The following is a 23335-nucleotide window of genomic DNA, read 5'->3' as shown; positions in this document are numbered from 1 at the left end:
AGGCGCCGCGCCACGCCAGCGCCGCTCAGAGCCGGGGAGGGGCGGGCAGCTCGTGACCGGCGCGCGCCACGTAGAGAACGGTGCGGCTCGCGCCGTCGGGTGTGTCCACGCGGTGGTAGAAGCCCGCCGTATCAAAGGGAGGCTGCTGCGGTATGTGCTGGAGGAAGTGAGCCTGCGAGTCCTGCCCCGCATGGCTGAGCTCCAGCCGGCATACCGTGGACTGGCAGTCGACGCTGTCGAGCGATGAGCCCTCGAGCTCCGCCTCGCGCAGCACCGTCGCCATCTCGGCCTCGGTGCGCGAGCTCCACGCCGGGTCATCGGCCTCCCGGGCGTGAAACGACGTGTAGTGGTCCACCACGTCGCGCGCCCACTCTTCCCGCGTCCGCCGAGGGGCAGCCTCCTCTGCCTCCTCCGCGTCCTCCTGCCCGTCCCCTCGCGCCGCGTCCGCGGCCTGGGCCGCCGGCGCGGCGAGCGCGCTCGAGCCTGAAACCAGCCTCGCTCGCTCGCGATCCAGCCTTCGCTCCACGACCGCCAGCCGGTCTTCCACATCTCGATCGGCGGTCCCGGACCCCGGCGCCGGCCGGGGCGCCGGGGCGGGATACGCGCGAGCGAGGAACACCGCGCCGGCGAAGGCGCCGACGGCGAGCAATCCGGCCCACGCAAACTGCGCTCGATTTCGTGAGAGGCTCATGGCTAGCTCCTGTTCCTGGCTCAGGTCACGGCTCGGTGATGCGGTACGAGAGCACGCCCGAGTCCAGGCCGCTGTACCGGGGCGGGATGGAGCACTCGAGGTAGTACGTGCCGTCGTGGCGCTCGGTCGGCTGGGTGCCGAAGGTCAGCTCTTGCGCCGACCACCAGTCAGGGAACGAGCCCGTCGTGTTGGTCTGCTGATACCACCCGAGCCCGTCCGTCTGAGCGCTCCACGCCCGGCAGGAGACGTTCTCCGAGTAGTGGCGGTCGGCGACCACCACGGTGAGCTGGTTCCACTTGCTGTCCGTGACGTCGCGGACGATCGGGCAGATTACGGTCTGGGTGCTCGCGGTCGGGTTGTGAACGCGCCCGTTGATGTCGTAGCTCACGGCGCTCGAGCTGCCCGCCTGGCGGCAAAACGTCGCCGGGAAGACCTTCGAGTCGGCGGCGTGAGCGAGCGAGCTCGCGAGAGCCAGGAGTCCGAGCATTGAGGTGCTGAACACGGTACGAGAGAAGTGCATTGCTGAATCTCCTTCAAACGGGTGAAACAAGAAGGTGCGCGGCGGCGACGTGCGATTCCCGCTCCATGGCCAGGGCGATGTCCGCCGCCGCCCAGCCGCCTTTGCACCCCGTGTGCCGGCCGCACGCCGGCCGCGGCTCCGGGCTACTCGGCGCGGTGACGCGCCACGCCGCCGCGATCGCGCCGCGCCGTGATCGAAGAGAACGGCGCCCGGGCGCGCGCCAGCCGGGCGCCTGACGCGCCAATCGACGCGCCAATCGACGCGCCCACGCGTCATGCGCGCGGTCAGGTCGCTCCGGCGCTCGCCGCCGCTCGATCCCGAGGCGCCGGGGGAGGGGAGCGCAGGCGCCCCGCGACGGCACGCCGGGAGCAGGAGCCGCGATCGTGGCCCCTCATGTGCGGACACGCCCCGATCGAAGATCGGTTTACCTCAGGGGGTGCCGCTTCGCGATCACCGCGTGCGGCAAATAGCACGGGGACCGGGCGCCCGGCTGCGCCCTGAACGGCGAAACCGCGCCTGGCGTGCCCGCGCGCGTGGCGTCGAGGTGCTGCCTCTCACGGCGGCGTCCTGATAGGGTTGAAGTCGCCGCGGTGCACTGGCGCCGCGATGCTCCATGCCGCCCGCCCTCTTCGATCTCACCTTCCACCGTCGCGAGCGCGCCACCCAACCGGAGGCGCTCAGGTTCGAGCCGCAGGTCTATCTCCGCGTCGAGGGAGATCGGCCGGTCGCCGAGGCGGAGCTGCCCTGGAGCCAGGATCTCGTCCAGCTTCTCGGGCGGCTCGCGCGCGACGCGGGCGACGCCGAGGCCCGCATGCGGGTGGGCGCGGTGCTGCGCGATCTGCTCGTGAAGCTCCGCTGGCAGATCCCCGAGGCGCTGCATCGCGTCGGCGCGACGGACGAGGACGACGGTCCAGCCCTGCTCACCGTGCGCTCCTCGGCAGCCGAGCTCTACGTCTTGCCCTGGGAGCTCACGACCGTGCCCGCGAGCGGAGAGCACCTGGCCGACCTGGGCCAGCTACAGGTGCGCTACGAGTGGCCCGGGCTGCCGCCGCTGCCGCTGTCTCTGGACGCCGGGCGCGGCGAGGCAGCGCCGGCGCGGCTGCTCTTCGCCTGGTCGACCGCCGGGGGCTGGGTGCCGGCGGCCGAGCACCGCGCGGCGCTAGAGGCCGCTATCGCCCGGTCGCGCCGGCCCAGGGTGCGGCTCGAGGTCGTGCCGGACGTGGGCGAGCGCGCCCTCGAGGACGCGCTCGCCGCGGACACGCCCACCGTGCTCCACCTCCTCTGCCACGGCACGCTGCACGACGCCGGCGGAGGCAGGAGCGGCGCGCTCGACTGGAATGACGACAGCGACTCCGGCGTCGCGCGCGGCGCGATCGACGGCTACCGGCTCGCCCGGCTGCTCGAGCCTCGCCGCGATCGCCTGCGGCTCGTCGTCCTCTGCGCCTGCCACAGCGGCGGCGGCGATCCGAACGGGCTGTTCCTCGGCAGCGTCGCGCAGGCGCTCCACCGGATGGGCATCCCGGCGGTGGTCGGGTCGCGCTACCCGCTCAGCACCGATGGCTCGCTCCGCCTGACGCGGGTGCTGTATGACGCCCTCCTCGCCGAGGGCCTCTCGCTGGAGCGCGCGCTGCTCCGTGTGCGCGCGGCGCTCCACAGCCCGAACGGCCGGGCGACGCCGGGCGACGCCGGCGACGCGCTGGGGCCCCGCTCCGAGGACGCGTACGCCCTGCAGCTCTACGCCCGGAGCACGGAGCAGGTGCGCGCCGAGGACGGCTCGCCCGCGTGGCGGCCGGTCGTGGCGAGCTACCCCTTCAGCCGCGCGGCGGTGGAGGATTCCGCGCCGGACAGGCCGCGCGGCGAGGCGCCGTTCTTCGTCCCGTTCCCGCGCAACCCGGGTTTCGTGGGCCGGAACGCCGAGCTCGCGCAGCTCCACCGGCTGCTTCAGGAGGGCGACGCCCGGAGCGCGCGGCCGGTGATGCTCACCGGCATGGGCGGCGCGGGCAAGACGCAGCTCGCCGTCGAGTACGCCCACGCCTTTCGCGAGCGCTACCCGGGCGGGATCTACTGGATCAACGCGGCGGGCGGCGACATCCGCGCGGAGATCGCGAAGCTCGCGGTCGCGATGGGGCAGAGCGCCGGCGAGGGCGCCGCGTCGGAGCAGCAGATGCGGCTCGTCGCGGCCTTCCAGGCGGCTCTGGGGAGCCGGCCGCGGGCGCTCGTGGTGTTCGACAATGTCGAGGAGCCGCGCGACCTGGACAGCGACGCGAAGGCGGGCTTCGTGCCCAGCAACCTCGGTTGCGCGGTGATGTTCACGACGCGGCGGCGCGACGACAGCTACCGCGTCGTCGAGGTCGGCGTGCTGCCCGAGGAGGCGGCGGTGGAGCTCCTGCTGAGCGCGAGGCGGCGCGCACCGGCGCCCGAGGCCGGCGGTCCTGAAGAGCGGGCGACCGCGCGCGTGATCTGCCAGGCGCTCGGCCGCCTGCCGCTGGCGCTGGCGCTGGCCGCCGCGTACCTCGGCAAGTACGACGACATCGCGCCGGCGGATTACCTCGAGCGGATCCGGACCGAAGGCGCGCTGCTCACGGTCGACGACGCGGAGGTGGAGGCCAGGCACCTCGCCACGCGCCACACGGCCGGGGTGGGGGCGACGCTGGCGCTCCAGTGGGACGCGCTCTCCGAGCCGGAGGCGCGGGCGACGCTCCAGACGGCCGCGCTGCTCGGCGAGGCAGCGGCGATCCCGCGAGCGCGGCTGTCGCTGCTGACGGGTCTCTCGGAGCGGGCGCAGCGGGGCAGGCCCGCGCCGCTCACGAGGGCGCTCAAGGCGCTGCATCACCTGTCGCTCATCGAGGAGCTCACGGCCGGCACCTTCCGCGTGCACCCGCTGGTGCGGGAGTTCGCGGCGGCGCGGACCGAGGGGCGGGAGGCGTTCGCCGCGGCGTGCGCCGAGCGGATGGAGGCGACGCTCGGTGACATGGCGCGGCTCCCCGAGCAGGCGGCGGCGCGGGGCATCGACGCGGTGCTGGACGACCTGCGGGTCGGCGCGGCACTGGGCGGGCCCGCGTCGGGGCGGCTCGCGGCGTGGATGCGGCCGCTCGATCGGGAGGCGCATTGCCTCCGCGGCTGGGTTCCCGACCAGAATCCCGGCTTTTTCCTGCAGCAGCTGCGCAACCGGTGCTTTGAGCTGGGGCTCGAGGAGGCGCGGAGGCGCGCGGAGACGGAGCTCGAAAAGCAGGGTTTCCCGTTCCTGCGTGAGCGGTTCCGCACGAGCCGCGAGTCGCCGGCGCTCGTGCGCACGCTGGAGGGGCACACCGACATCGCGAGCGCCGTCGCGGTGACGCCCGACGGGCGACTCGCCGTCTCCGCCTCGCGCGACAGGACGTTGAAGGTCTGGGATCTCGGGTCCGGACAGGCGCTCCGCACCCTCGAAGGTCACGCCGCGTGGGTTGTCCGTGTGGCGGTGACGCCCGACGGCCGGCGCGTCGTCTCGGCGTCCGAGGACGGCATCCTGAAGGTATGGGATCTCTCGACCGGGCAGATCCTCCACACCCTCGCAGGCAGCCCCCACTTCAGGACGGGCGTGGGGCTGGCGGTGACGCCTGATGGGCGACTCGCCATCTCCGGCGGGAGCGACAGACGCCTGCAGATGTGGGATCTCTCGACCGGGCAGGTGGCCCGCACGATCGAGGTCTCGCACCCCTGGATTCACGGGCTCTCGGCGACGCCCGATGGGCGCTTCGCCATCGTGGCAGCAGGGTTCCTGTACGTCTACGAGCTGGCGACAGGGCACCTCGTGCGGACGCTCGAGGCGCACGGGGCGACCTGCGTGGCGGTGACGCCCGACGGGCGATTCGCCATCTCCGGCGCGAGCGACGGCGTCGTCCGGGGGTGGGACCTGTCGACCGGGCAGGTGACGCACCTGCTCGAAGGCCACACCGGGCCGGTGATAGCGGTCGCGGTGACGCCCGACGGGCGATTCGCCCTCTCTGCATCCAAGGATGGCACCGTGCGGCGGTGGGACCTGCGTTCAGGACAGGCGGCTCGCACGTACCTGGGGCACAGCGGGCATGTGCACGGCATGGCGGTGACGCCCGACGGGCGGTTCGCCCTCTCCGCGTCGGCCGACATCACGCTCAAGGTGTGGGATCTCGCAAGCGAGGAGGTCGCCGCCGCGCCCGCAGGCCACAGCGGGGGGGCGCGCGGCGTGGCGGTGACGCCCGACGGGCGGTTCGCCCTCTCCGCCGCGCCGTTGAGCGACGCTGCGCGGTGGCGCGACGACGGGCTCAAGGTATGGGATCTCGCGACCGGGCAGGTCGCGCGAACGCTCACGCACAGGCGTCTCGGGTCCTTCTACTGCGTGACGGTGGCGCCCGATGGGCGATTCGCCCTGTCGGGCTCGGTCGACTATACCCTCGCGGTGTGGGACCTGTCGACCGGGAAGCCCTTATGCGTGATGAAGGGCCATGAGGGGCTGGTCGCCGACGTGGCGGTGACGCCTGATGGGCGATTGGCCCTCTCCGCCTCGCACGACAAGACGGTCAAGGTGTGGGACCTGTCGACCGGACAGGCCGTGCGAACGATGACGGGCCACGGCAGCAACGTGCACGGCGTGGCGGTGACGCCCGACGGGCGACTGGCCCTCTCTGCCTCGATCGACGGGAACGTCCTCGTGTGGGACCTGTCGATCGGACAGGCCGTGCGGGCGCTCCGTGGCCACACCGACTATGTGCACAAGGTGGCGGTGACGCCCGACGGGCGGTTCGCCCTCTCTGCCTCGGCCGACAAGACCGTTCGACAGTGGGACCTGTCGACCGGCGCGTGCGTCCACACGTTCGTGGGACATACCGACATCGTGATGGGGGTGGCGATATCGCCGGATGGCTGCTTCGCCGCCTCGACGTCGCTCGATTGCTCCCTGCGCGTCTGGGATCTGGCCGCGCGGCGGCTCGTGGCGGTCCTGGAGACGCATGCGCCGCTCTTCGGCTGCGCGATCACGCCGGACGGGCGGACGCTCGTCGCGGTGGACGGACTCGGCGGCGTGCACTTCGTGGACCGGGTCGATCTTCGGCCGAGCGCGCCGGGGTGAGCGGGCGTGGCGGCGCGATCCTCGGGCGAGCGGCTTGCATACCCGCGTCGATGTCCCGATCCTGCGTAGAGAACGAAGGCCCGACGAGCTGCCCATGGACCTACACCTCTTCCTCGCCCATGCCGATGACCACGCGCCCGTCCTCGGCGAAGGGTTGCCGCGGAGCGCCGCCGAGGAGGCCTCGGCGGCCGCCGTCGCGCCGCCCAGGAACAAGCACAAGCACCTCGCGCGCCCCGAGGGGCTGTCGGACTCGCTGCCCGATCAGCGGTGGGGCATCGTCGCGCCGAAGGGCCCGGCCGGGGATCGGCTGCTCCGGTGCGTCGCGCCGCTCCGGAAGAGGCGCGAGGAGGAGCAGGGCGCCGAGGCCGTCGTCTACCGCGTCGATCCCGGCATGGACCTCGGCGCCGTGACCTCGTGGCTCCAGGGCGAGTACTGGGACGCCGTCGGCCGCCGCGTCGAGGATCTCCCCGGCTTCGTGCTCGTGCTCGGTGGCCCCGAGCTCGTCTCGTGGGATCTGCAGCAGCAGCTCGGCGCCGACGCCTGCGTCGGGCGGCTCGCCTTCGAGGACGACGGCGGCTACGAGGCCTATGTCGACAAGGTGCTCCGCTGGGAGCGAGCGCCGCCCATCGAGGGCGCTCGCGCGCTGTTCCACGCGGTGCGCGACGGCTCGCGGGCGACCTCCCTCGGGTACGACCACCTGATGCGGCCCAGCATCGAGACCGCCCGGCGGCACGCGCGGCGCGGCCTGTTCCCCGCGGCCGAGATCGTCGAGATCGGCGGCGACGAGCCGCCGGGGGTGGGCGGCGACCTCATGGCGCACGCCGCGGCGGCGCTCCGCGAGGCCGAGCGGAGCCACGCCGGCGTCCTGTTCTCGCTGAGCCACGGCGCCGGCGCGCCGCGTGCGGGCTGGCGCTCGCTCGTGGACCAGCACGCCCGCCAGGGGGCAATGGTGCTCGGCGCCTCCGGCGAGCTCCTCACGGCGAGCGACGTCGCGGGCCGCCCCTTCCTGCCCGGCGGCGCCTGGCTCTTCTTCGCCTGCTTCGGCGCCGGCACGCCCGCACAGAGCGCGTATTATCCGTGGCTCGATCGGCTCCACAAGCTCGGGTGGTCGAGCTCCGCCGAGCGTGTCCTCACCGCGCTGCCCAAGGGGGGCGAGCCGCCCTTCGCCGCCGCGCTGCCCCAGGCCGCGCTCGCGAACCCCGACGGTCCGCTCGGCGTCATCGGGCACGTGGACCTCGCGTGGACGTGGAGCTTCCTCGATCACGGCCCGGGCGGCGTCCACGCCGAGGGCGGCGGCGCCAGCGCGCGCCCCGAGCGCTTCCAGGGCGTGCTGCGGGCGCTCGCGAACGGCCATCGGCTCGGCGTGGCGCACCACCAGCTCGCCCGCTTCTTCCGGACGGTCAGCACCGAGCTCTCCACGCTCTACGACGAGGGCGCGCGGCTCGGGCTCGCGGTCGACACCGACGCCGAGGACGAGCCCCGGCGGGCCCGGCGGGCGGGCCTGTGGATGCAGCGGCAGGATCTCTGCGCCTACGTGCTGCTCGGCGACCCGGCGGCGCGGCTGCCGATCGCCAGGCGCCCGCCCGGGATCGCGCCGAGCCGGGACGACGCGAGCAAGGTGCGGATCGCCGATGTGGTCGGCTTCCTGCCGGATCTGGCCCCGGGCGAGCCGCCCGCCGTTGCGCGCGATCCTGCGCGCAGGGCGGAGGCGGTGCTCGAGGTGCTGCGGCGCGACGAGGACGCGCGCGCGATCGCCGCGCGCCACGGGGTGACCGAGGCGGAGCTGCGGCGGTGGGTCGACGTGTTCGTGGAGGCCGGGCGCGCCGCGGTGGCGAAGCTCGACGGATCGACGACGGACCGCTGAGAGAAGCTCAGCGACGCTCCCCGGCGGAGCGGAGCGGCGGCTCCCGGCCCTGGGAGCGCTCGCACGCGTCGTGGCGCTGCTGGGCCTCCGCGTCCGTCTCGCCGAGGTACGTCGTGCGCAGCTCTGGAGAGAGGCAGTCGGAGGTCGCCCCGCGGAGGAGCTCCTGGAGGACGGGGGCGGAGATCCCCCGCCAGACGCGCACGGTGCCGTCGTGCGACGCGGTGACGATGCGCTGGCCATCCGGGCTCCACGCCGCCGAGGTGATGCGGTCCCTGTGTCCATCGAGCACGACGGGCTCGCCGGCGCCGCTCGCGCTCCACACCCGCGCGGTGCCATCGTCCGACACGGTGATGATGCGCTGACAGCGCGGCCGGTCTCGCGCTGAGCGACGACCGTGCCCGCGGCAGATCCGGAGCGCGATGCGCCGAGGCCGACGGCGCCGACCAGCGCAAGGCCGCCGGCGCGTCAGCAGCTCGCTGACGCGCCAGCGGCCCCGGATGACGCGTCAGCAGCTCGCTGTCGCGCCGGCGGCCGCCTGTCGCGTCAGCGCCGCCTGTCGCGCCGGTGCCTGCCTCGCGACGCGCGCCGCGCCCGTGCAGCCGAGGGCTCACGGCGAGGCGCCATGGCCCGCGGGTTGCGAATCAGCCGGCGATGTGGCGTGGACGCACCTCAGCCGGCTCCGTGCTCGACCACGTCGCGGATCGCTTCCTCGACCGACAGCACGTCCATCCGCTGCGACCAGCGCTCCCGCGGGATCCCGGCCGCGAGCCGGTCCACGCTGTCGCGCAGGGCGCGGCGGGCTTCCGGGTACGCCCGCCCGAGGAGCCCCAGCGCCTGGAGGCCGATCCCCGGCACCGGGCACCGGAGCGCCCGCTCCACGAGCGCGCTCACCTCGCCGTCGCGCGGCGCCGCCCCGCAGCCGAGCGACAGGCACCGCGCGAGCAGCGCTCCCCACGGCCGATCCAGCTCCTTCCACGCGCGCGCCGACCGCTCCGAGAGCTCCACGGCGGCGCGGGTCGACCCCGCCCAGAGCGCCACGGCGGCCTCGTTCAGGCACACGAGCGCCTCCACCTCGTCGACGCCCAGCCTGCCCACGGCCTCGACCAGCTCCAGGTCCGGCGCGCTCGCCTCGCCCCTCCGGTAGCGCGCCGCGCGGACCAGCCACTCGGCGCGCGCCTCCCACGCCGGGTGCCGGCAGCGGGACGCGAGGTCGCGCGCCGCCGCCGCCCGCCCCTCCGCCTCGCGGTGGCGGAACGCCTCGAGCAGCGCGGCGGCGGAGTTCAGCGTGGCGACGATGCGGCCCGTCAGCCACGGATCCCGCGCCGCCGCCTCGGCGTGGATCGCCGCCGCCTCGTCGAACCTGCCCTGCAGGTAGCGCAGGCGCGCCGTGCCCTCGGCGAGGCAGAGCAGCGACAGCGGCTCGCCCGTCCGCGAGGCCCACGCCTCGATGTCGTCGAGCACCTCCTCCAGCAGCGACGGCGCCGAGCGCACCGCCGCCGCGATGATCCGCACCCGCTGCCGCCAGCGCTCCAGCGCGGCCGGCTCGAGCTCCGGGATGCCGTCCGCGAGCTCGAACGCCCGGAGCGCGCTCGCGCCCCGCATCGCGATGCCGGCCCGCACGAGCGCGTCGAGGCTCGCGACGGCGGCGCGCGGCGCGCGGGCGCGCGTCAGCTCGTACAGCGCCCGATCCAGCGCGTGCGGCGTCCCTTCCGCGAACGCCACCTCCACCCACGCCTCGAGCAGCCCGATCTCCTCGTCGAGGAGCGGCTGCGGGCCGTGCTGGCGCGCGGCGCGCAGCCCCTCGGCGAGCGCCCCGGCCGCGGCCCCGAGCTGCCCCTCGGCGGCGCGGCGCCGCGCGAGCGCCGCCGCCTCGCGCGCGGCGCGCCGCCCCTCGTCCGCCGCGATCAGGTGGAAGAGCCGCCCCTCCTGCGCGGGCGCGAGCGCCTCCGCGATCGCGCGGTGGGCGAGCGCGCGGCGCGCCGGCGCCCACGGGACGTCGAGCTGCCCGCGCAGCGCCACGCGCCCGCCGGGCAGGCGCCGCGCCGCGCCGCGCGACAGGAGCGCCTCGCACTCGCCTTCGACGCGCCAGAGCGGCTGCCCCATGACCCGCGCGAGCTGCGCGAGCGTGAGGTGGTGACCCGCGAGCGCGAGCCACCCCGAGAGCGGCTCCAGGTGAGGCTCCCCGAGGTGCGCCGCGGGCGCGGCGCCCGGCAGATCCGCGTCCAGCCGGTCGAGCGCGTCGCGATCGATCGCGAGCGCGCCGCCGTCCCAGCGGGCCAGGCCGAGCCGCGTCCAGAGCGTCACCTCCGCGTCGATGCGCGCCGGCAGCCCCTCGGTCCGATCCCAGAGCGCGCGCGCCCCGTCCTCGCGCAGGTGCAGCAGCCGGTCCGGGCCCGCGAAGAGCGGCAGGAGCGCCGCTGGATCGAGCGGATCGAGGCGCACGACGTCCCCGGGCGGCGCGCTGGCGGGCGCCGCCGGGAGCGCCCGGACGACGGTCCCCGGGCCCGCGCGGCAGCGGCCGAGGATCTCGGCGGACCAGGGGTCGATCGAGGGCGCGTCGTCCGCGAGCACGACGGCGCCGGCGCCGAGCGCGGCGCGGAGCTGGCCCTCGACCCAGGCGATCATCTCCGCGAGGTGGAGCCCCGCCTGGTCCTCGCGCGTGCTCACGAGCGGCTGCAGGCTGGCGAGCGGCGCGCGCGCCGGCCTCACCCACAGCACCGTCCCCCCTTCCCGCTCGAGCGCCGCGGCCGCGTCGGCGAGGCAGCGCGAGCGCCCCGAGCCGGCCGCGCCCACCACGTCGACCGAGCGCCCTGCGCGCGCTGCCGCGATCACGGCCGCCACGGGCCCGTCGCCGCCGAGCCGCGGCAGCGACGGCGCGGCGCGACTGGCCGCGGGCTCTCCCCGGAGCGCCGAGAGCACCTCGGCCGCCGAGCGGAAGCGATCCTCGCTGCGCGTCGCGAGCAGCCGATCGATCACCTCCGCCACGACGTCGGGCAGCTCGGGGGCGAGCTCGCGTACGGGCGGCGCCGGCGTCGCGAGGCGGGCGCGCAGCAGGCCCTGGACGTCCTCCGCCTCGTGCGGCGCCTGCCCGACGATCGCCTCGTGGAGCATCACGCCGACGGCGTAGAGGTCGGTGCGCGCATCGACGGCGCGGCCGAGGATCTGCTCGGGCGCGAGGTAGAGCGGCGTGCCGAGGATCTGGCCGGCCCGGGTCAGCCGGTCGCCACCGGGGTCGCCCCAGTGCGAGACCCCGAAGTCGAGCACCGTCGGGCGCGCGCCCTCGCCCACGAGGATGTTGTCGGGCTTGAGGTCGCGGTGCACGATCCCGGCGGCGTGCACGCGCGCCAGCACCTCCAGGAGGGCGAGCGTCGCGCCGGCGATCGCCTCCCACGCGAACCGCGGCGCGGCGCCCTCCCCCTGCGCCGCGCAGCCGGGGAAGGGACGCCCCTCCACGCGCTCCATCACCAGGAAGGGCCGGCCGTCCTCGATGCCGTCGTCGAACAGCCGGACCACGCCGGGCACACGGAGCATGCGCAGCGTCGTGATCTCGCGCCGGACGCGCGCGAGGCCGGCGCCGCTCGCGCCGCGCATCCATTTCAGCGCCACGCGGGATCGGACCACGATGTCCTCGGCGGCCCAGACCTCGCCGTGCGCGCCCTCGCCGAGCCGCTCGACGAGCTGGTAGCGGTCCGCGATCAGCCGCCCTGGTTGCGCCTCCCCGCCGGCCGCCTCCGCCACCTGCTGCGGCTCCGAGGCGCGCGCCGTCCGCAGCTCGCCGAGGGATCGCCCGCCGGTCGTCTCGTCGACCGTCAAGGTGGCCCGCGCGGACGCTCCCTCGTCGACCGGCGGCGGCCCGGGGCCGCCGCCCTCGCGAGGCCCCGCGTCGCGCGGCTCAGGGCGCGGCCGGCGCGCGGTCCCCACGATAGTTGGTGCAGCCCGTGATCACGAGGGCGCTGCCAGGCCCCCACGCGCGGTTGGCGACCTCGATGAACTGCGGGAGCGACGCCGCCTTCTCGCTCCCCGGGGCGATCCCGAGGAGCGCGTTTCTTCCGGCGGGGCTGAAGTCCGCGGGCAGCACCCAGTACTCGACGCTGGACTGATCCAGCACGCCGCGGTGCGAGTAGGCGAGCCCGCGGGCCGCCCCCTGGAGCACGTCGATCGCCTTCCCGCCGCCCGGATCGAGCTGGAAGTCGTCGTCCATGCCGCCGAAGAACCTCGGCTTCGGCAGCATCGACTCCGGCGGGATCTTGGTCCACTCCACGCCACCGCGGACCTCGCCGTGGCGAACCACGTCCGCCTGCGCCCACACGTAGAGCGAGCCGGGCCGCCAGAGCGCGGGCACCTTCGCCTTCCAGTCGGCGAGCGACCACGACACCATGGATGCCGGAGGCGGCTTGATGTCGAACGCGTTCTGCGGATCGCGGTAGAGCAGCCAGCGCTGCTGCTGTCCTCCCTGGCTCGACACCGTGTAAGCGAAGCCGAGCGACTCGCCGGTCCCCCTGGCCACCACCGCCACCGCACCCGACTCCAGATGTCCCGTCGTGATCATCTCTCTCTCCTCTTCGTGTACCGCATCAGGGCGCTCGAGGGCGCATGAACCGACTTCGCCGCCTCGCGCGGCCACGCCGCGCCGATCTCGGCAGGCTGCGCGCTGCGCCGGTCGCCCTCTCCGCAGCCCCATCGCAAGCAATGCACGCGCCATCGGGAGCCATGGGCTGGCCGTCTTGCGCCGCGCTCGCTGCGCGGCCTACCATCGATGGTGTATGGCGCCTGGAAGCTCGCGACGCGATCGGCAGGCGCCGTCCGCCTTCAACAGAAGCACCGCGAGCACGACGCTGGTGGGGGGAGACACCTCGCGCAGCCCGACGGGCGCCGAGGCGGTGGCGCTCACAGTCCTCTACCACCCGTGCCTCGAGCGGGTCGGCGATCGCGCCGTGCTGTCTCGCTTCGTCGCGGGCGGCGAGATCCTCCTGTCGCGTGACACGCCCGACTTCGCGCCGCCGGGCGAGGCGCGGGGTGCGCCGCTCGGCGACGAGCACCTGAGCCGGCGGCCGCTGCGCCTCTCGTCGGATCCGGACGGCGGGCTCACGCTGGACCTCAGCGACAGCGGTACGGCCGTCAGCGTCCAGGGCGAGCGCGCGAGCGGCGCGCTCGCCATCTCCACGGCCGAGCTCCAGCGGGGGGTCGTCCTCGAGCTCGGCCGGCGCGTCGTGCTGCTGCTCCACGAGGTGGCGTCGCTGGCGGACGTCCTCGGCTCTTCGCCAGGCACGGGCGCGGGCGAGCCGCGGGAGATCACTGGCGAGAGCGACAGCATCCGGCGGATGCTCTGGGAGATCCGCAGCGTGGCGGATCTGGAGCTGCCCGTGCTGCTGCGGGGCGAGACAGGCAGCGGCAAGGAGCTCGTGGCGAGGGCGCTGCACCGCTCGAGCCGGCGGAGCAACGGGCCGTTCGTGGCGGTCAACCTCGGCGCGATCTCCCCCTCGCTCGCCGTCGCCGAGCTGTTCGGCGCGGAGCGGGGGGCCTACACGGGCTCGGTCCGGCGCCAGCCGGGCTACTTCGAGCAGGCGCGCGGCGGCACGCTTTTCCTCGACGAGATCGGCGAGGCGCCGATCGAGCTCCAGGTCGCGCTGCTGCGGGCGCTCGAGACCGGCGAGGTGCAGCCCGTCGGCGCGCAGGAGATCCGGAAGACCGACGTGCGCGTCATCGCCGCGACCGACGCGGACCTCGAGGCGAAGGTGTCGGCCGGCGCCTTCCGCGCGCCGCTGCTCAACCGTCTGAGCGCCTATGAGATCTGGACCCCGCCGCTGCGCGCGCGCCGCGACGATTTCGGGCGGCTCTTCGCGCGTTTCCTCCGCGAGGAGCTCGCGGAGCTCGGTGAGGAGCACCGGCTCGCGCCGTCGCCGGGAGGCGGCAGGTCGTGGCTGCCCTCGTCCGTGGTGGCCCGCCTGGCCGCGTACGATTGGCCCGGCAACGTGCGCCAGCTCCGCAATGTCGTGCGCCAGCTCGTGGTCGGCAACCGCGGCCGCGATCGTGCCGAGGTCACGCCCGCGGTCGAGCGGCTCCTCTCGCGTCCGGCGCCGCCGGGCGCCCACGCCCCGCCGACCGCGGGCTCGAGCGTGCGCCCGCCGCCGCTGACCGGCGCGGCCCCGCCGCCGGCGGAGGCGGCTGCGCCGGTGGTCGAGGCGGCTGCGCCGGTGGAGGCGCCCCCGCCCGCGCGGCGCGCCGCCACGACGGCGCCCGCTCGAGCGAGCCGCCGCCGCCCCGCCGAGGTGACCGAGCAAGAGCTCGGCGAGGCGCTGCGCGCGAGCCGCTTCGATCTCGCCGCCGCCGCCGAGCGGCTCGGCGTGTCGAGGGCGTCGATGTACTTGCTGATCGAGCGCCATCCCCGGTTCCGGACCGCGGGCGACGTCACGCCGGAGGAGATCGTGCGCTGCCACGGCGAGTGCCGTGGAGACGTCGCCCGCATGGCCGAGCGGCTCGAGGTCTCGGAGCGGGCGTTGCTCCGGCGCGTGCGCGAGCTCGGCCTGGGCTGAACGGTTGCGCCACAGGGATCTGCGTCCGATGAAGCTCGCGGAGAGCCGACGGCTACTCGAGCCGATCGACGGCGTGGGCCCATCGAAGCCTTCAAGCGTCGCCGCGCTCGCCTCACCGGCGCGCGCATCCTGACATGGGCCGCCCGCTGGCGAGCCGCCGAGGGCTCGCCAGCGCTGGACCACAGCGTCGAGGGTTCAGCGAGGCGCCTTGACGGGCTCGCGGGACTCGACGTGGAGCTTGCGGGTTGCGGCGGAGCTGCTCTTGTGGGTGCGCGCGGTGGCGGAGATGCGGTAGGTCTTTCCGGCCTGCATCTCGGAGGAGAAGGAGACGCCCGGGCCGGCGCAGAAGCCGCCGTCGAAGAAGGGCGTCCAGACGCCGAGCGACTCCTTGCTGGTCTTGTAGACCCAGCTCGAGCCGACCTTCTCGAAGAGGTCCGCGGCGACATAGGTGCTCTCGCACTTGGCGACGTGATCGGGGTCGGCGAGGGCGGGCAGGCTGTCGGCCCAGTCGACGGTGGTGCGGCCCGGGAAGACGGAGCCGCTCGGGTTCTGGGCGTAGAGCGAGGAGTAGCTCTGCACGTCGAGCACGACGCCCTTGTAGCAATTGGTGGTGTTGTAGCTCTGGGGCGAGGTGTAGTTGATGCCGCCGACGAAGGAGGCGGTGGCGGCGGCGCCGGCGCACTCGACGCCCATGGCCTGCTCGGCGTCTGCGACGTCCTCATCCACCACGTCGTCGACGAGCGCGTCGTCGTCGGCGGCGTCGACCGCGCAACCCGCGAGCGCGATGGCGACCACGCCGAAGCAGACGAAACCGAGCCCGTTGACGATGCGATAGGTATTCATGACGATCTCCTGACTCCTGCGGCGGACCGCACGGGGCCGGTCGGACCGAAGGTGCTCGGCCCGTGGCCTCCGCGCAGCGCGCCGCGAATGCGTTGCTGTTCGTCCGGCGGCGCCTCTCGCGCGCCGGACGCCGACCTATAGAGCAACGGATATGCCAGTGCGTGGAGATGGGGGATCGGCCGGAATGGGGCCTGTCCGGCGCGCCGGGCGAGGCGCGTTTTCGTGCGGTGAGGCTCTGATAAGTATTCGAAATTCCACGTGCTTTTGAGCCTCGTTGCCGGCCTGCGCCGGTCGGGGCGCCGCGGCGCGTCCCCCGGAGGCTCCGCCCTCTACGTGGAGGCTGCAGCCATCATGGGTCCGGCGGCCACCCGCCTCGCCCCGGGCTCGACCTCCCCGTCGTGAGGAGCGCCGCACGCCCGGCCGCCGCCTGCGCGGCGAGCTCGCCGGAGCTCGTCAGAGCGCCGGCGCGCCGGTGGGCCCCGCGCGGCGCTCCGGTTCGAACGCCGCAAGCGCCAAGTTGCCGGGGAGCAGGCGCTCGCGCCGCGGGTCGTCCACGCGGCGTTGCCGGCGGCGGAGCGGCTCGCGGCGGCGATCTGGCACAAGCGCCGCCGGAGCGCGCTCGATGCGCGAGGGGGCCGCGCGCAGGCCGCGATGGATGAGCTCGGGCTGCCGCTCTTCCCGTACCAGCGCGAGGGGGTGCTCCACCTCTTCCGCAACGGGCGGGCGCTGCTCGCCGACCGGGAACGGGGTCCTCGTCGCGCGAGACCAGCTCACGTCTCCCGGCGACGCTCGAGTCTCCCGCCGAGACCGGGCTCGGTCGCGAGGGAGGGTCTCCCCGGTAGTGAGGGAGGTACCTCAGTCGCGCTGAAAGTCCCCCAGTTTTTGGCGGCCGAAATTCCCTCACTTTTCGCATCGAGCACAAAACTAGGATCTACACCGATGCCAGCCCTCGTCCGGGGCCCATCGACGACTTGTCGGACATTTGCATACATTTTGCTTGCCGCCGACCTCGACGTGGCGTTCCCGACTCCGCGAGTTGGCGTCGTTCGGGTTGGCGGTCGGGACGTTCCGAACCCCGAGATTCCGCTGAAGCTGTAGCTCCGAACGAGCTGCGGCTACCGTTCGTTGCCTGATCGAGGCGAAGGTGCTGTCCCACTGCGAGAGCAGGGGCACCGGCGGTGGACCGAGGTGAAGGTCGAGCAGGTGGTGGAAGATCTCAGCGTCGGAACCAAGCCGGAGGGGACGGCTCCGAACGAGCGTGCAGAGCAGCGGCAGCTCGGCTACCCTGTGCACAGCGTCGATGGCTTCGGAGCTTCACTTTCATGCCGCTGCGAGAGCGTACTCGCCAGGTGACGTCATCCCTGCGTTTCAGGGGCAATCATCGTATTCTGCGAGGGTTGCCGCGTCGAACAAAGCCTGGGTCGATCAATTCCTCGACGGTCGGCCCCTCGCCACTGGGAAGCCTCTCCGATCGACGAGCGTGTACTGCTGCGCCGACATCGGGTGCTGCGCGAGGTACGCCGCTTCGGAGGCGCACCTCGCTCCGGCCTATCGCATATACGAGGTCGAACCCTGTGGCCGGACCCATACCGCTCCAATGGTGCTTGTGGGCCGTATTCTCCGCCGCGGTCAACCTGATGCCGTATGCGAAGCCATCGCGGACGAATACTGGGCGCCCACGCGACCGTGGCGGTTCCTGGAGGTACTGGCGGACTCGCTTCGAGTCATCCGGGAAGTGCCGAGACCAGATCTGATCGCCGTGCTTGCTGGCGGCTCGTGCTTCGACAACGATCATCAGCTCGTAACCGCGCTCGGTTGGTAGCCGAGCGTCGCTCAGAGAGTGACGGTCCGACGGTTCTGCACTCGTCCGATGCCCCAGATATAGCAGGTGACGTCGTCCGGGAGCGGCTTGGCCGGGAAGACCGTTTCCAGGTGCACCTTCAGGCGCTTGGGCCATTCGTCCACGCCACCGACGCTTAGGTGAGGCGCCTCTTTCCAGAGCTTCCGGTGGCCTCCGGTCGATGCGCCGAGGTCAACCGTTATCGGCGTGGCAGCCACACTCGGCAAAATGTTAGCAGCGAACGAGGTCGCCGTACGGCCCTTTCCGAGAACCGCGTTGAAGATCTGCTTGTCGAGATGCTTCTTCAGCCCTGCAACGAGCAGCAGGCGAGCGACCTGCCTGTTCGCGACATGAACAAGTTCCAGGCGAAGAATGTCATCGATAAGCTCCTGCTTAATGTCCCTCTTGCCGTTCACCCACTTTGTTTCAAGGGCGAGACTGAATGATTTGTCAGGCCGCCGGATCGCGAAGTCAATTTGCGGAGGGCGACGGATCTTAGGAAGAACGGGATGCTGCTCCTCGGGCAGCAGCTCATGAGCGCTGTGTGCGATTAGGAAGCCACCGATGGGCTGCGCGAGCGACGCCTCTGACAGAACTCGATCGCGACGGCAGAGTGACTCAAACTCCACCCACGAGACGACCGCACGTGCGAGTTTCTTGGTGTCGATGGCCATAGGGAGTCCGCTAGGATAGCTGAGGTGGTCGTGCTCAGGATCGGAAACTGCACCCGTGCGGCTTCCAATCCCGACATTCGCACATAATGCCTCATTCACCTACGCGAACCTACATTTGTAGGCGCTTCGCCTACACGCCGGCCGAACCCATCGGGGACCAGGCGCTAGGATCGCCGACCTGCACTGGAGGGGCTTCCCCTGTCGCACAGGCTGGACTACATGCGGCCCGTGGCTGCGACGATCTACACGATCGGCTATGCGGGCCGACTCCTCCCCGACTTTCTCGATGCGCTGAAGGAAGCTGGGGTCGATCGAGTCGTCGACGTGCGGGCCCTGCCCCTATCCCGCCGGAAGGGTTTCTCGAAGACCTCCCTGGGGCAGGCATTGACCGCAGCAGGGATCGAGTACATCCACCTCCGGTCGGCAGGAAACCCGTACCGAGACCAGAAGAACGAGATCGAGCGTTGCCTAGCGCTCTACGCAGGACACCTCGACGAGAACCCCCACGTGGTTGATGAGGTCGAGACAGCGATCACTGGGCATCGTGCCGCCCTTCTCTGCTTCGAAGCCGAGGCATGCGAGTGCCATCGTTCAGTCTTGGTAGCCCGACTTCTACAAAAAAAGCCGTCGAGCAGAGTCATGCATCTCTGATTTCAGAACCCTGGAAATTTCAAGGTCCCGGTCTCAGGGGGTCGCTTGCTCTTCTGGACGTCACGGGCGGGATAGTACAGGCCGACGATCATAAAGCTATTAGAGTGGGCCTTGGTGTTTCCGAGAAAGAAATAAGGATCTCGTTTTCCGGGATCCATCTGGTCCTCGACCTTCTTGATCACGTCCCGTTCGGCCTGCGCCGCCCCTCGCTGGGCGTACTGTTTTCGACTCAATTGGTAGAGTTCCCAATCAAGTATCGAGAGATCATGTTCTGTTGTGCAGCCCGGGTCGTCACATCGGAAGCAGGCTCGATACTGGACGGGCATGAACTGCAAGTCCTTCGTCTCTGTCTCGGCGTCGACAAAAAGGTCCCTCTGTGCAAGGGCTTGAGCTCGATGCTGCTCCCATTCTACCCGATCGGAGTCAGGACGCCTCTTGCAGTAAACTCGTAGGATCTCTTTCGGCTTCACCATTCCAAGCGACGTGTGGTCCTTCTTCTCTGCTGCCTGCAACGCCTCCACAGACGAGAAGACGTTACCATCGCGCAGAACCCACTGGTTCCTTTCCTTCCAGCCGTCATCTGGGTCGAGGTGACCGACCACTTTGATCGTGTCCTGTCGGATGCGGAAGCTTTCTGGACGGAAATCGCTGGAGTTCCGCTCAATCTCAGCTTCGATCCAATCGTATTTCTTGAAGGGCTCGGTCATGTACCGGAGAGGGATCGGGTAGATCCGAACGAGCCTCCCGGTCTCACCATCGACGGCACCCGTGCAGACAGTCTCGTAGTACGTTCTTGAAAACTCGGGGTACGTTTTCCCCCAGATGAGCAGCTTCTTTTTCGTCCACATGGCCGTCCCCTCCTGAATGATACAGGAACGGCAGTTCCTAGCAAATCTAGTAAAGCACGCCGAACGAGCTCAGCAGTAGGATACAGTATGGACAGATCGATGCGGTCGTCCGATTTTAACATATGGGGCCAATACTGCTCCGTCCACACTGATTTCGGCTACGGTACCAAGAGGCCGATCGCTGTCGCTGAACGGTTGGCGCTTCACGCTGAAGCCGCCCGGGAGTATGACTTCCGCATATAAGCGATGAAAGGCTTACAAGAAATCGTCGGGATGGATGAATTTGTTGCGCGCTTCGAGCGAGTGCTCAACGAAGTGGATCTCCTTGGTGCAAGATGGCGGGGAACGAGATTCGACACATACCTTCAAATTATGAAGGAGGCGGCGTCCCTTACGTATCCAAGGCCCTTCCCGTGGGAAGACGAACCTGAGAAGAAGAGGCTTTTCTTCGAGGCTTCGTCACAGATACAGCAACTCGTGGATGCTGCCGACATTTGGCGCGACATAGATCCAAAAGTCGCTAAGGAAAAGGTCATCGCGATAATGAGCGGCCAGCCCATGCCGCCGTCAGGGGTCGCTGAAGATAGGCCAAGAAACACTCTATTAGAGTTCGCCACGGCCACTGCGCTCAAAAGAAAAGGATTTATCGTCGATATGACTTCGCAGGACGAAGACATAATTGCGACGTATCCAGGGCTGAAAGAATTTGTCGTTGAGTGCAAACGTCCGACCCATGCTGGGGCTCTGGAGAGAAATTTGCGAAAGTTGCGTCACCAGTTGCAGGAGCGAGGAAAGCAAGGAGCTCGATACGGCCTGGCTGTGCTTGGAATCGATCGGGTTCTCGAACTGCCTGGGAAGACGCCAAATGCAGCGGATTTTCAGCGATTCGATTCTATACTTGATATGACACTAAGAGAGCAGATTCAAAATGTTCGCCGTGTTGATCGCGGCAAGCTTTTTCCTCATGCTGCTCTTGGAGGAGTGCTTGTTACTACTTCAGTATTCTTGAACGATAGGGGAGGATTGTTCACGGTGTCGCTGATGGGGTTGTTCTGCACCGGACCAGAAGACCATCATACTTCGATGACTATCAAGTACGAGATTGCAAAGACGATAGAAATGACATGAGCCTACTCAGGATCGGCACGAGCGTACATATCACACAAGCCTGAGCCAGCCGCGTCCGCCCGGCAGCTCCCGGGCCGGCCCCTCCGGCTGACGGACTACGAGCGGCTTCGCCGAGGGCTTCCCGCCCTCGGGCTCGTTCAAGATCGCCACCATGAATTCCTCCAGATCCCACACATGATCTGTGATCCCCGCCTGCATCGCTGGCGTCACACGAAGCGTTTTCACCACGTGGCAGAAGTTATAGTGCGCGTAATTCAAACTGACTGCCGCTCGATGGTTTTCGATCTTTTTACTGAAGGCCAAGGCCAGCCGCCGCATGCGGCCTATATGGTGACGCATCGTCCCGTTGTTCCTCTCAACGTAGGAAGTCGATGCTTGCTCCAGATTTGGCGCTCCGTAAATCGCCTTCTTTTCAATGAACGGATTCCGCGGCGGCTCATATCTATAGTCATCATCTTTTCTGGCCGACTTTCTGTAATTTTTAATCGTCTGAGCGTAGTCTGCACTTGCGCCGAAGAATTCCCCGACCGCCGAGATGTAGGGCGTAAATCCGTCGCTGGTCATCAGCTTCGGCATCGCGACAAGGCGGGAGCGGAGGTCGCGCATGAAGATGCGCGTGTTCTCTTCATCTCGTTTGCCCACATGCCAACTGATCACGAGCCGAGACGTTGTGTCCATGGCAACAAATGTGTATGCCTCGCCCACGCTTGGAGGGTCGGCCTCAGTTACCCGTGCCTGCTTTTTCTGCACATAGGACCAGATCTCATCAAACTGAACTAGTGAGATGCTGAGGTCGCGGACCACTCGATCATGAAGCCGTTGCGCACCTTCTCCTAAACGGAGGGCAAGTGACCGGATCGTTTTCGGCGATGCACCGGTCATCCTTTCAACGGCACGTTCGCTATTACCGTCGACCAAGCCGGCGAGAACACGCAGTCGCTTCTCGAAGGGGAGCACGTTCGGCATCGGAATATGCTCCACTATAGGGGTTGGTTTTTATTTGATCCAGGTGCCCCCTGGCGAGCCGGGACGAAAAATGTCCGCTCTTCCAGCGGGCCATCCTTGAGCACCGTCCGGAGTGCCAGGAGGACGAGGCTCCCTGGCTTGAATTTCAGTATGAATGAAACGCGCACGTCCACGGCCGTCCTCCACGACGCCCCCGAGGGGCGGCTGGGACGCTCGCCGAGATCGGCCTTTGCCCGTGGCCGTGCGGGTGTAGTACCGCGCGTCCCGGTCAGGGGATGGGCGAGAGCGATCTCGTCGAGCGTCGCTGAGGACCCGGTGCCAAGGTGACGCGAGGGTCAGCCGTTACCGCGGCTGACCCTTTTGCGTTTGGGCATGCACTAGGTCTAGGTCTGGTCGTTGGGTTCGACCCAACAGGCGATGCCCTTATATAGTCCGCTTGCGGGACGCAAGTGATTTTTGAGGTACCCTCGCCGGGTCAACGGGCAGGATTTGTTATCGTGACTACAAAAGAGGTCGGAGAGTACGAGCAGTACCTACACTTGGTAGGCGAGAATGTAAGGAAGGCGCGGTGGAAGGCCGGTCTCACGCAGGAGCAGGCAGCAAGCGGCGTCGTCGCCTTCCGCATCCTCACCGAGATCGAGCGAGGCGCCGCGAATCCGACCCTCCAGACTCTGTTTCTACTGGCTCGGAAGCTCGGCGTGTCGGTGAAGGATCTCGTCGAGACAGGGGGCGAGCAGCCGTTGGAGAAGCCGCTCAGGGAACTCGACGTGGCGTCCCCGAAGCGCGGCAGGAAGCCCAAGCAGTAGCTGCGGAGGTCATCCAGCCACGGATCTCTTCCGCGGTCGCCCCCGCCTCCTTTGAGGAGCCTCCGGCGTCGGAGCCTCGGGCTCCTCGAAAAACTCGGCCACCCGCACCCCGACGACGTTGGCGATCCGCACCAATGTACGCAAGGTTACGTTTTGAACTCCGGCCTCTATCCGCTGGTAATTCGTGGTGGTCGTCCCAAGTGCCTCGGCTACCGCGGCCTGCGTCTTGCCGGATCGGGCACGGACTTCCCCGATTTTCCGCCCCACGGTCTCGATGACGTGCTCGGGGTCCGCCGGTTCCACCGGACGGGTCTCGACCCTGTTGCCTTTCTGATAAAACCCTCATATGTGATTTTAATTCTACGGAGGCACACATGCTGAGGGTTCACGTTCTGGCAGCGGTCGTTCTGGCCGGCTCGGTGGTGGGCTGCACCGACAAAGCCGAGCCTGAGTACGCCCGCTGCATGGATTTAGAGAAGCGGGGAGAGCTTGTCCTGGCAGCGCGAGCGTGCGAGGCAGCGATTAGACAAGATCCGCACTCCAAATCCGGCGTGGCAGCAGCAGGCAGATTAAAGAGCATGCAGCCTGCGTTGGACGCGCAACGAGCAGCAGAACGCAGGGCCTATGATGATAGTCACCCGTCTGACGACGGTGCCCGAGCGGCCAAAGCGGCTGCCCTCAAGAGCAAGGTTCGTGTCAAATCATGGGGGGCAGAGCCCGACGCCGAATGCAGCGGCAAGGGGCTGCCGCCTTTTCGTAAGAGCTACGAGGGAGGTACCTTCGAGGAGGACGAGCTGGTCGCAGAAGCAGACGGATGCACTCATCTGTTCCAGCGCCGAGGCAACATGAACGACTCCGTTTTCTGCTGTCCTCGATGAGTAACCCGGG

17 protein-coding genes and 1 pseudogene are annotated in these 23335 nt (G+C 70.0%); 7 read left to right on the top strand and 11 right to left on the bottom strand.

The annotated features are described in order from the left end of the window. Window positions 1-25 precede the first annotated feature (25 nt). Complete coding sequence (locus tag WMF20_RS42280; protein WP_437607348.1) at window positions 26-691, bottom strand: hypothetical protein; 666 nt, start codon at window positions 689-691, stop codon at window positions 26-28. Between the two features lie 25 nt (window positions 692-716). Beyond that, window positions 717-1211 carry a hypothetical protein gene (locus WMF20_RS42275; protein WP_437607346.1) on the bottom strand — a complete coding sequence of 165 codons (495 nt, stop codon included), beginning with the start codon at window positions 1209-1211 and terminating at the stop codon, window positions 717-719. Between the two features lie 613 nt (window positions 1212-1824). Between WMF20_RS42275 and WMF20_RS42270 the strand changes: the two genes are divergently transcribed. Both WMF20_RS42270 and WMF20_RS42265 read left to right on the top strand, forming a co-directional pair. Beyond that, window positions 1825-6294 (top strand): CHAT domain-containing protein, encoded by a 4470-nt coding sequence (locus tag WMF20_RS42270; RefSeq protein WP_437607344.1) that lies wholly within the window; start codon window positions 1825-1827, stop codon window positions 6292-6294. Between the two features lie 94 nt (window positions 6295-6388). Beyond that, complete coding sequence (locus WMF20_RS42265; protein WP_437607342.1) at window positions 6389-8158, top strand: transposase; 1770 nt, start codon at window positions 6389-6391, stop codon at window positions 8156-8158. Window positions 8159-8165: 7 nt separating this feature from the next. Here WMF20_RS42265 and WMF20_RS42260 read toward each other — a convergent pair whose 3' ends face one another. The 3 genes from WMF20_RS42260 to WMF20_RS42250 form a co-directional block, all read right to left on the bottom strand. After that, window positions 8166-8504: a WD40 repeat domain-containing protein gene (locus WMF20_RS42260; RefSeq protein WP_437607340.1), complete on the bottom strand. Its 339-nt coding sequence runs from the start codon at window positions 8502-8504 to the stop codon at window positions 8166-8168. A 323-nt stretch (window positions 8505-8827) separates the two neighbouring features. Continuing rightward, the gene (locus WMF20_RS42255) at window positions 8828-12079 is read right to left on the bottom strand and encodes a protein kinase domain-containing protein (RefSeq protein WP_437607338.1); all 3252 of its coding nucleotides are present in this window, start codon (window positions 12077-12079) and stop codon (window positions 8828-8830) included. Further along, window positions 12051-12707, bottom strand: a complete 657-nt coding sequence (locus WMF20_RS42250) for a hypothetical protein (RefSeq protein WP_437607337.1) — start codon at window positions 12705-12707, stop codon at window positions 12051-12053. The genes WMF20_RS42255 and WMF20_RS42250 overlap by 29 nt, the downstream gene beginning before the upstream one ends. A 331-nt stretch (window positions 12708-13038) precedes the next feature. On the opposite strand from WMF20_RS42250, the gene WMF20_RS42245 reads away from it, so the two are divergent. Next, entirely contained in the window at window positions 13039-14691 is a 1653-nt protein-coding gene (locus WMF20_RS42245) for a sigma 54-interacting transcriptional regulator (RefSeq protein ID WP_437607335.1), read from the top strand. A 195-nt stretch (window positions 14692-14886) separates the two neighbouring features. Here WMF20_RS42245 and WMF20_RS42240 read toward each other — a convergent pair whose 3' ends face one another. The 3 genes from WMF20_RS42240 to WMF20_RS42230 all read right to left on the bottom strand — a co-directional run bounded on the left by WMF20_RS42240 (window position 14887) and on the right by WMF20_RS42230 (window position 18048). Then, window positions 14887-15534, bottom strand: coding sequence for a hypothetical protein (locus tag WMF20_RS42240; RefSeq protein ID WP_437607333.1), 648 nt, complete (start codon window positions 15532-15534; stop codon window positions 14887-14889). Between the two features lie 453 nt (window positions 15535-15987). Beyond that, window positions 15988-16308, bottom strand: a complete 321-nt coding sequence (locus tag WMF20_RS42235) for a hypothetical protein (protein WP_437607332.1) — start codon at window positions 16306-16308, stop codon at window positions 15988-15990. Window positions 16309-17367: 1059 nt separating this feature from the next. Continuing rightward, window positions 17368-18048 (bottom strand): hypothetical protein, encoded by a 681-nt coding sequence (locus WMF20_RS42230; RefSeq protein ID WP_437607330.1) that lies wholly within the window; start codon window positions 18046-18048, stop codon window positions 17368-17370. A gap of 228 nt (window positions 18049-18276) precedes the next feature. Between WMF20_RS42230 and WMF20_RS42225 the strand changes: the two genes are divergently transcribed. Next, entirely contained in the window at window positions 18277-18699 is a 423-nt protein-coding gene (locus tag WMF20_RS42225) for a DUF488 domain-containing protein (RefSeq protein WP_437607328.1), read from the top strand. Window positions 18700-18701: 2 nt separating this feature from the next. Here WMF20_RS42225 and WMF20_RS42220 read toward each other — a convergent pair whose 3' ends face one another. Further along, on the bottom strand, window positions 18702-19547 hold the full coding sequence (locus WMF20_RS42220) for a hypothetical protein (protein WP_437607327.1): 846 nt from the start codon (window positions 19545-19547) through the stop codon (window positions 18702-18704). 273 nt (window positions 19548-19820) lie between these two features. On the opposite strand from WMF20_RS42220, the gene WMF20_RS42215 reads away from it, so the two are divergent. Then, window positions 19821-20675 carry a hypothetical protein gene (locus WMF20_RS42215; protein ID WP_437607325.1) on the top strand — a complete coding sequence of 285 codons (855 nt, stop codon included), beginning with the start codon at window positions 19821-19823 and terminating at the stop codon, window positions 20673-20675. Window positions 20676-20708: 33 nt separating this feature from the next. Here WMF20_RS42215 and WMF20_RS42210 read toward each other — a convergent pair. After that, window positions 20709-21641: pseudogene (locus tag WMF20_RS42210) on the bottom strand (IS1 family transposase); the annotation flags it as partial. Between the two features lie 497 nt (window positions 21642-22138). Between WMF20_RS42210 and WMF20_RS42205 the strand changes: the two are divergent. Next, complete coding sequence (locus tag WMF20_RS42205; protein WP_437607324.1) at window positions 22139-22447, top strand: helix-turn-helix domain-containing protein; 309 nt, start codon at window positions 22139-22141, stop codon at window positions 22445-22447. 9 nt (window positions 22448-22456) lie between these two features. Here WMF20_RS42205 and WMF20_RS42200 read toward each other — a convergent pair whose 3' ends face one another. Next, a complete protein-coding gene (locus WMF20_RS42200; RefSeq protein WP_437617217.1) occupies window positions 22457-22714 on the bottom strand; it encodes a helix-turn-helix domain-containing protein in 258 nt (85 codons plus the stop codon). A 107-nt stretch (window positions 22715-22821) separates the two neighbouring features. On the opposite strand from WMF20_RS42200, the gene WMF20_RS42195 reads away from it, so the two are divergent. Next, window positions 22822-23325 carry a hypothetical protein gene (locus WMF20_RS42195; RefSeq protein WP_437607322.1) on the top strand — a complete coding sequence of 168 codons (504 nt, stop codon included), beginning with the start codon at window positions 22822-22824 and terminating at the stop codon, window positions 23323-23325. The last annotated feature ends 10 nt before the right edge of the window (window positions 23326-23335 follow it).

It is taken from the genome of Sorangium sp. So ce834 (genome assembly GCF_051521425.1).
GTDB classification, from domain to species: Bacteria; Myxococcota_A; Polyangia; order Polyangiales; family Polyangiaceae; genus Sorangium; species Sorangium cellulosum_D.
The sequence above is the reverse complement of the archived record's forward strand: the minus strand, read 5'-3'. Positions and strand labels throughout refer to the sequence as shown.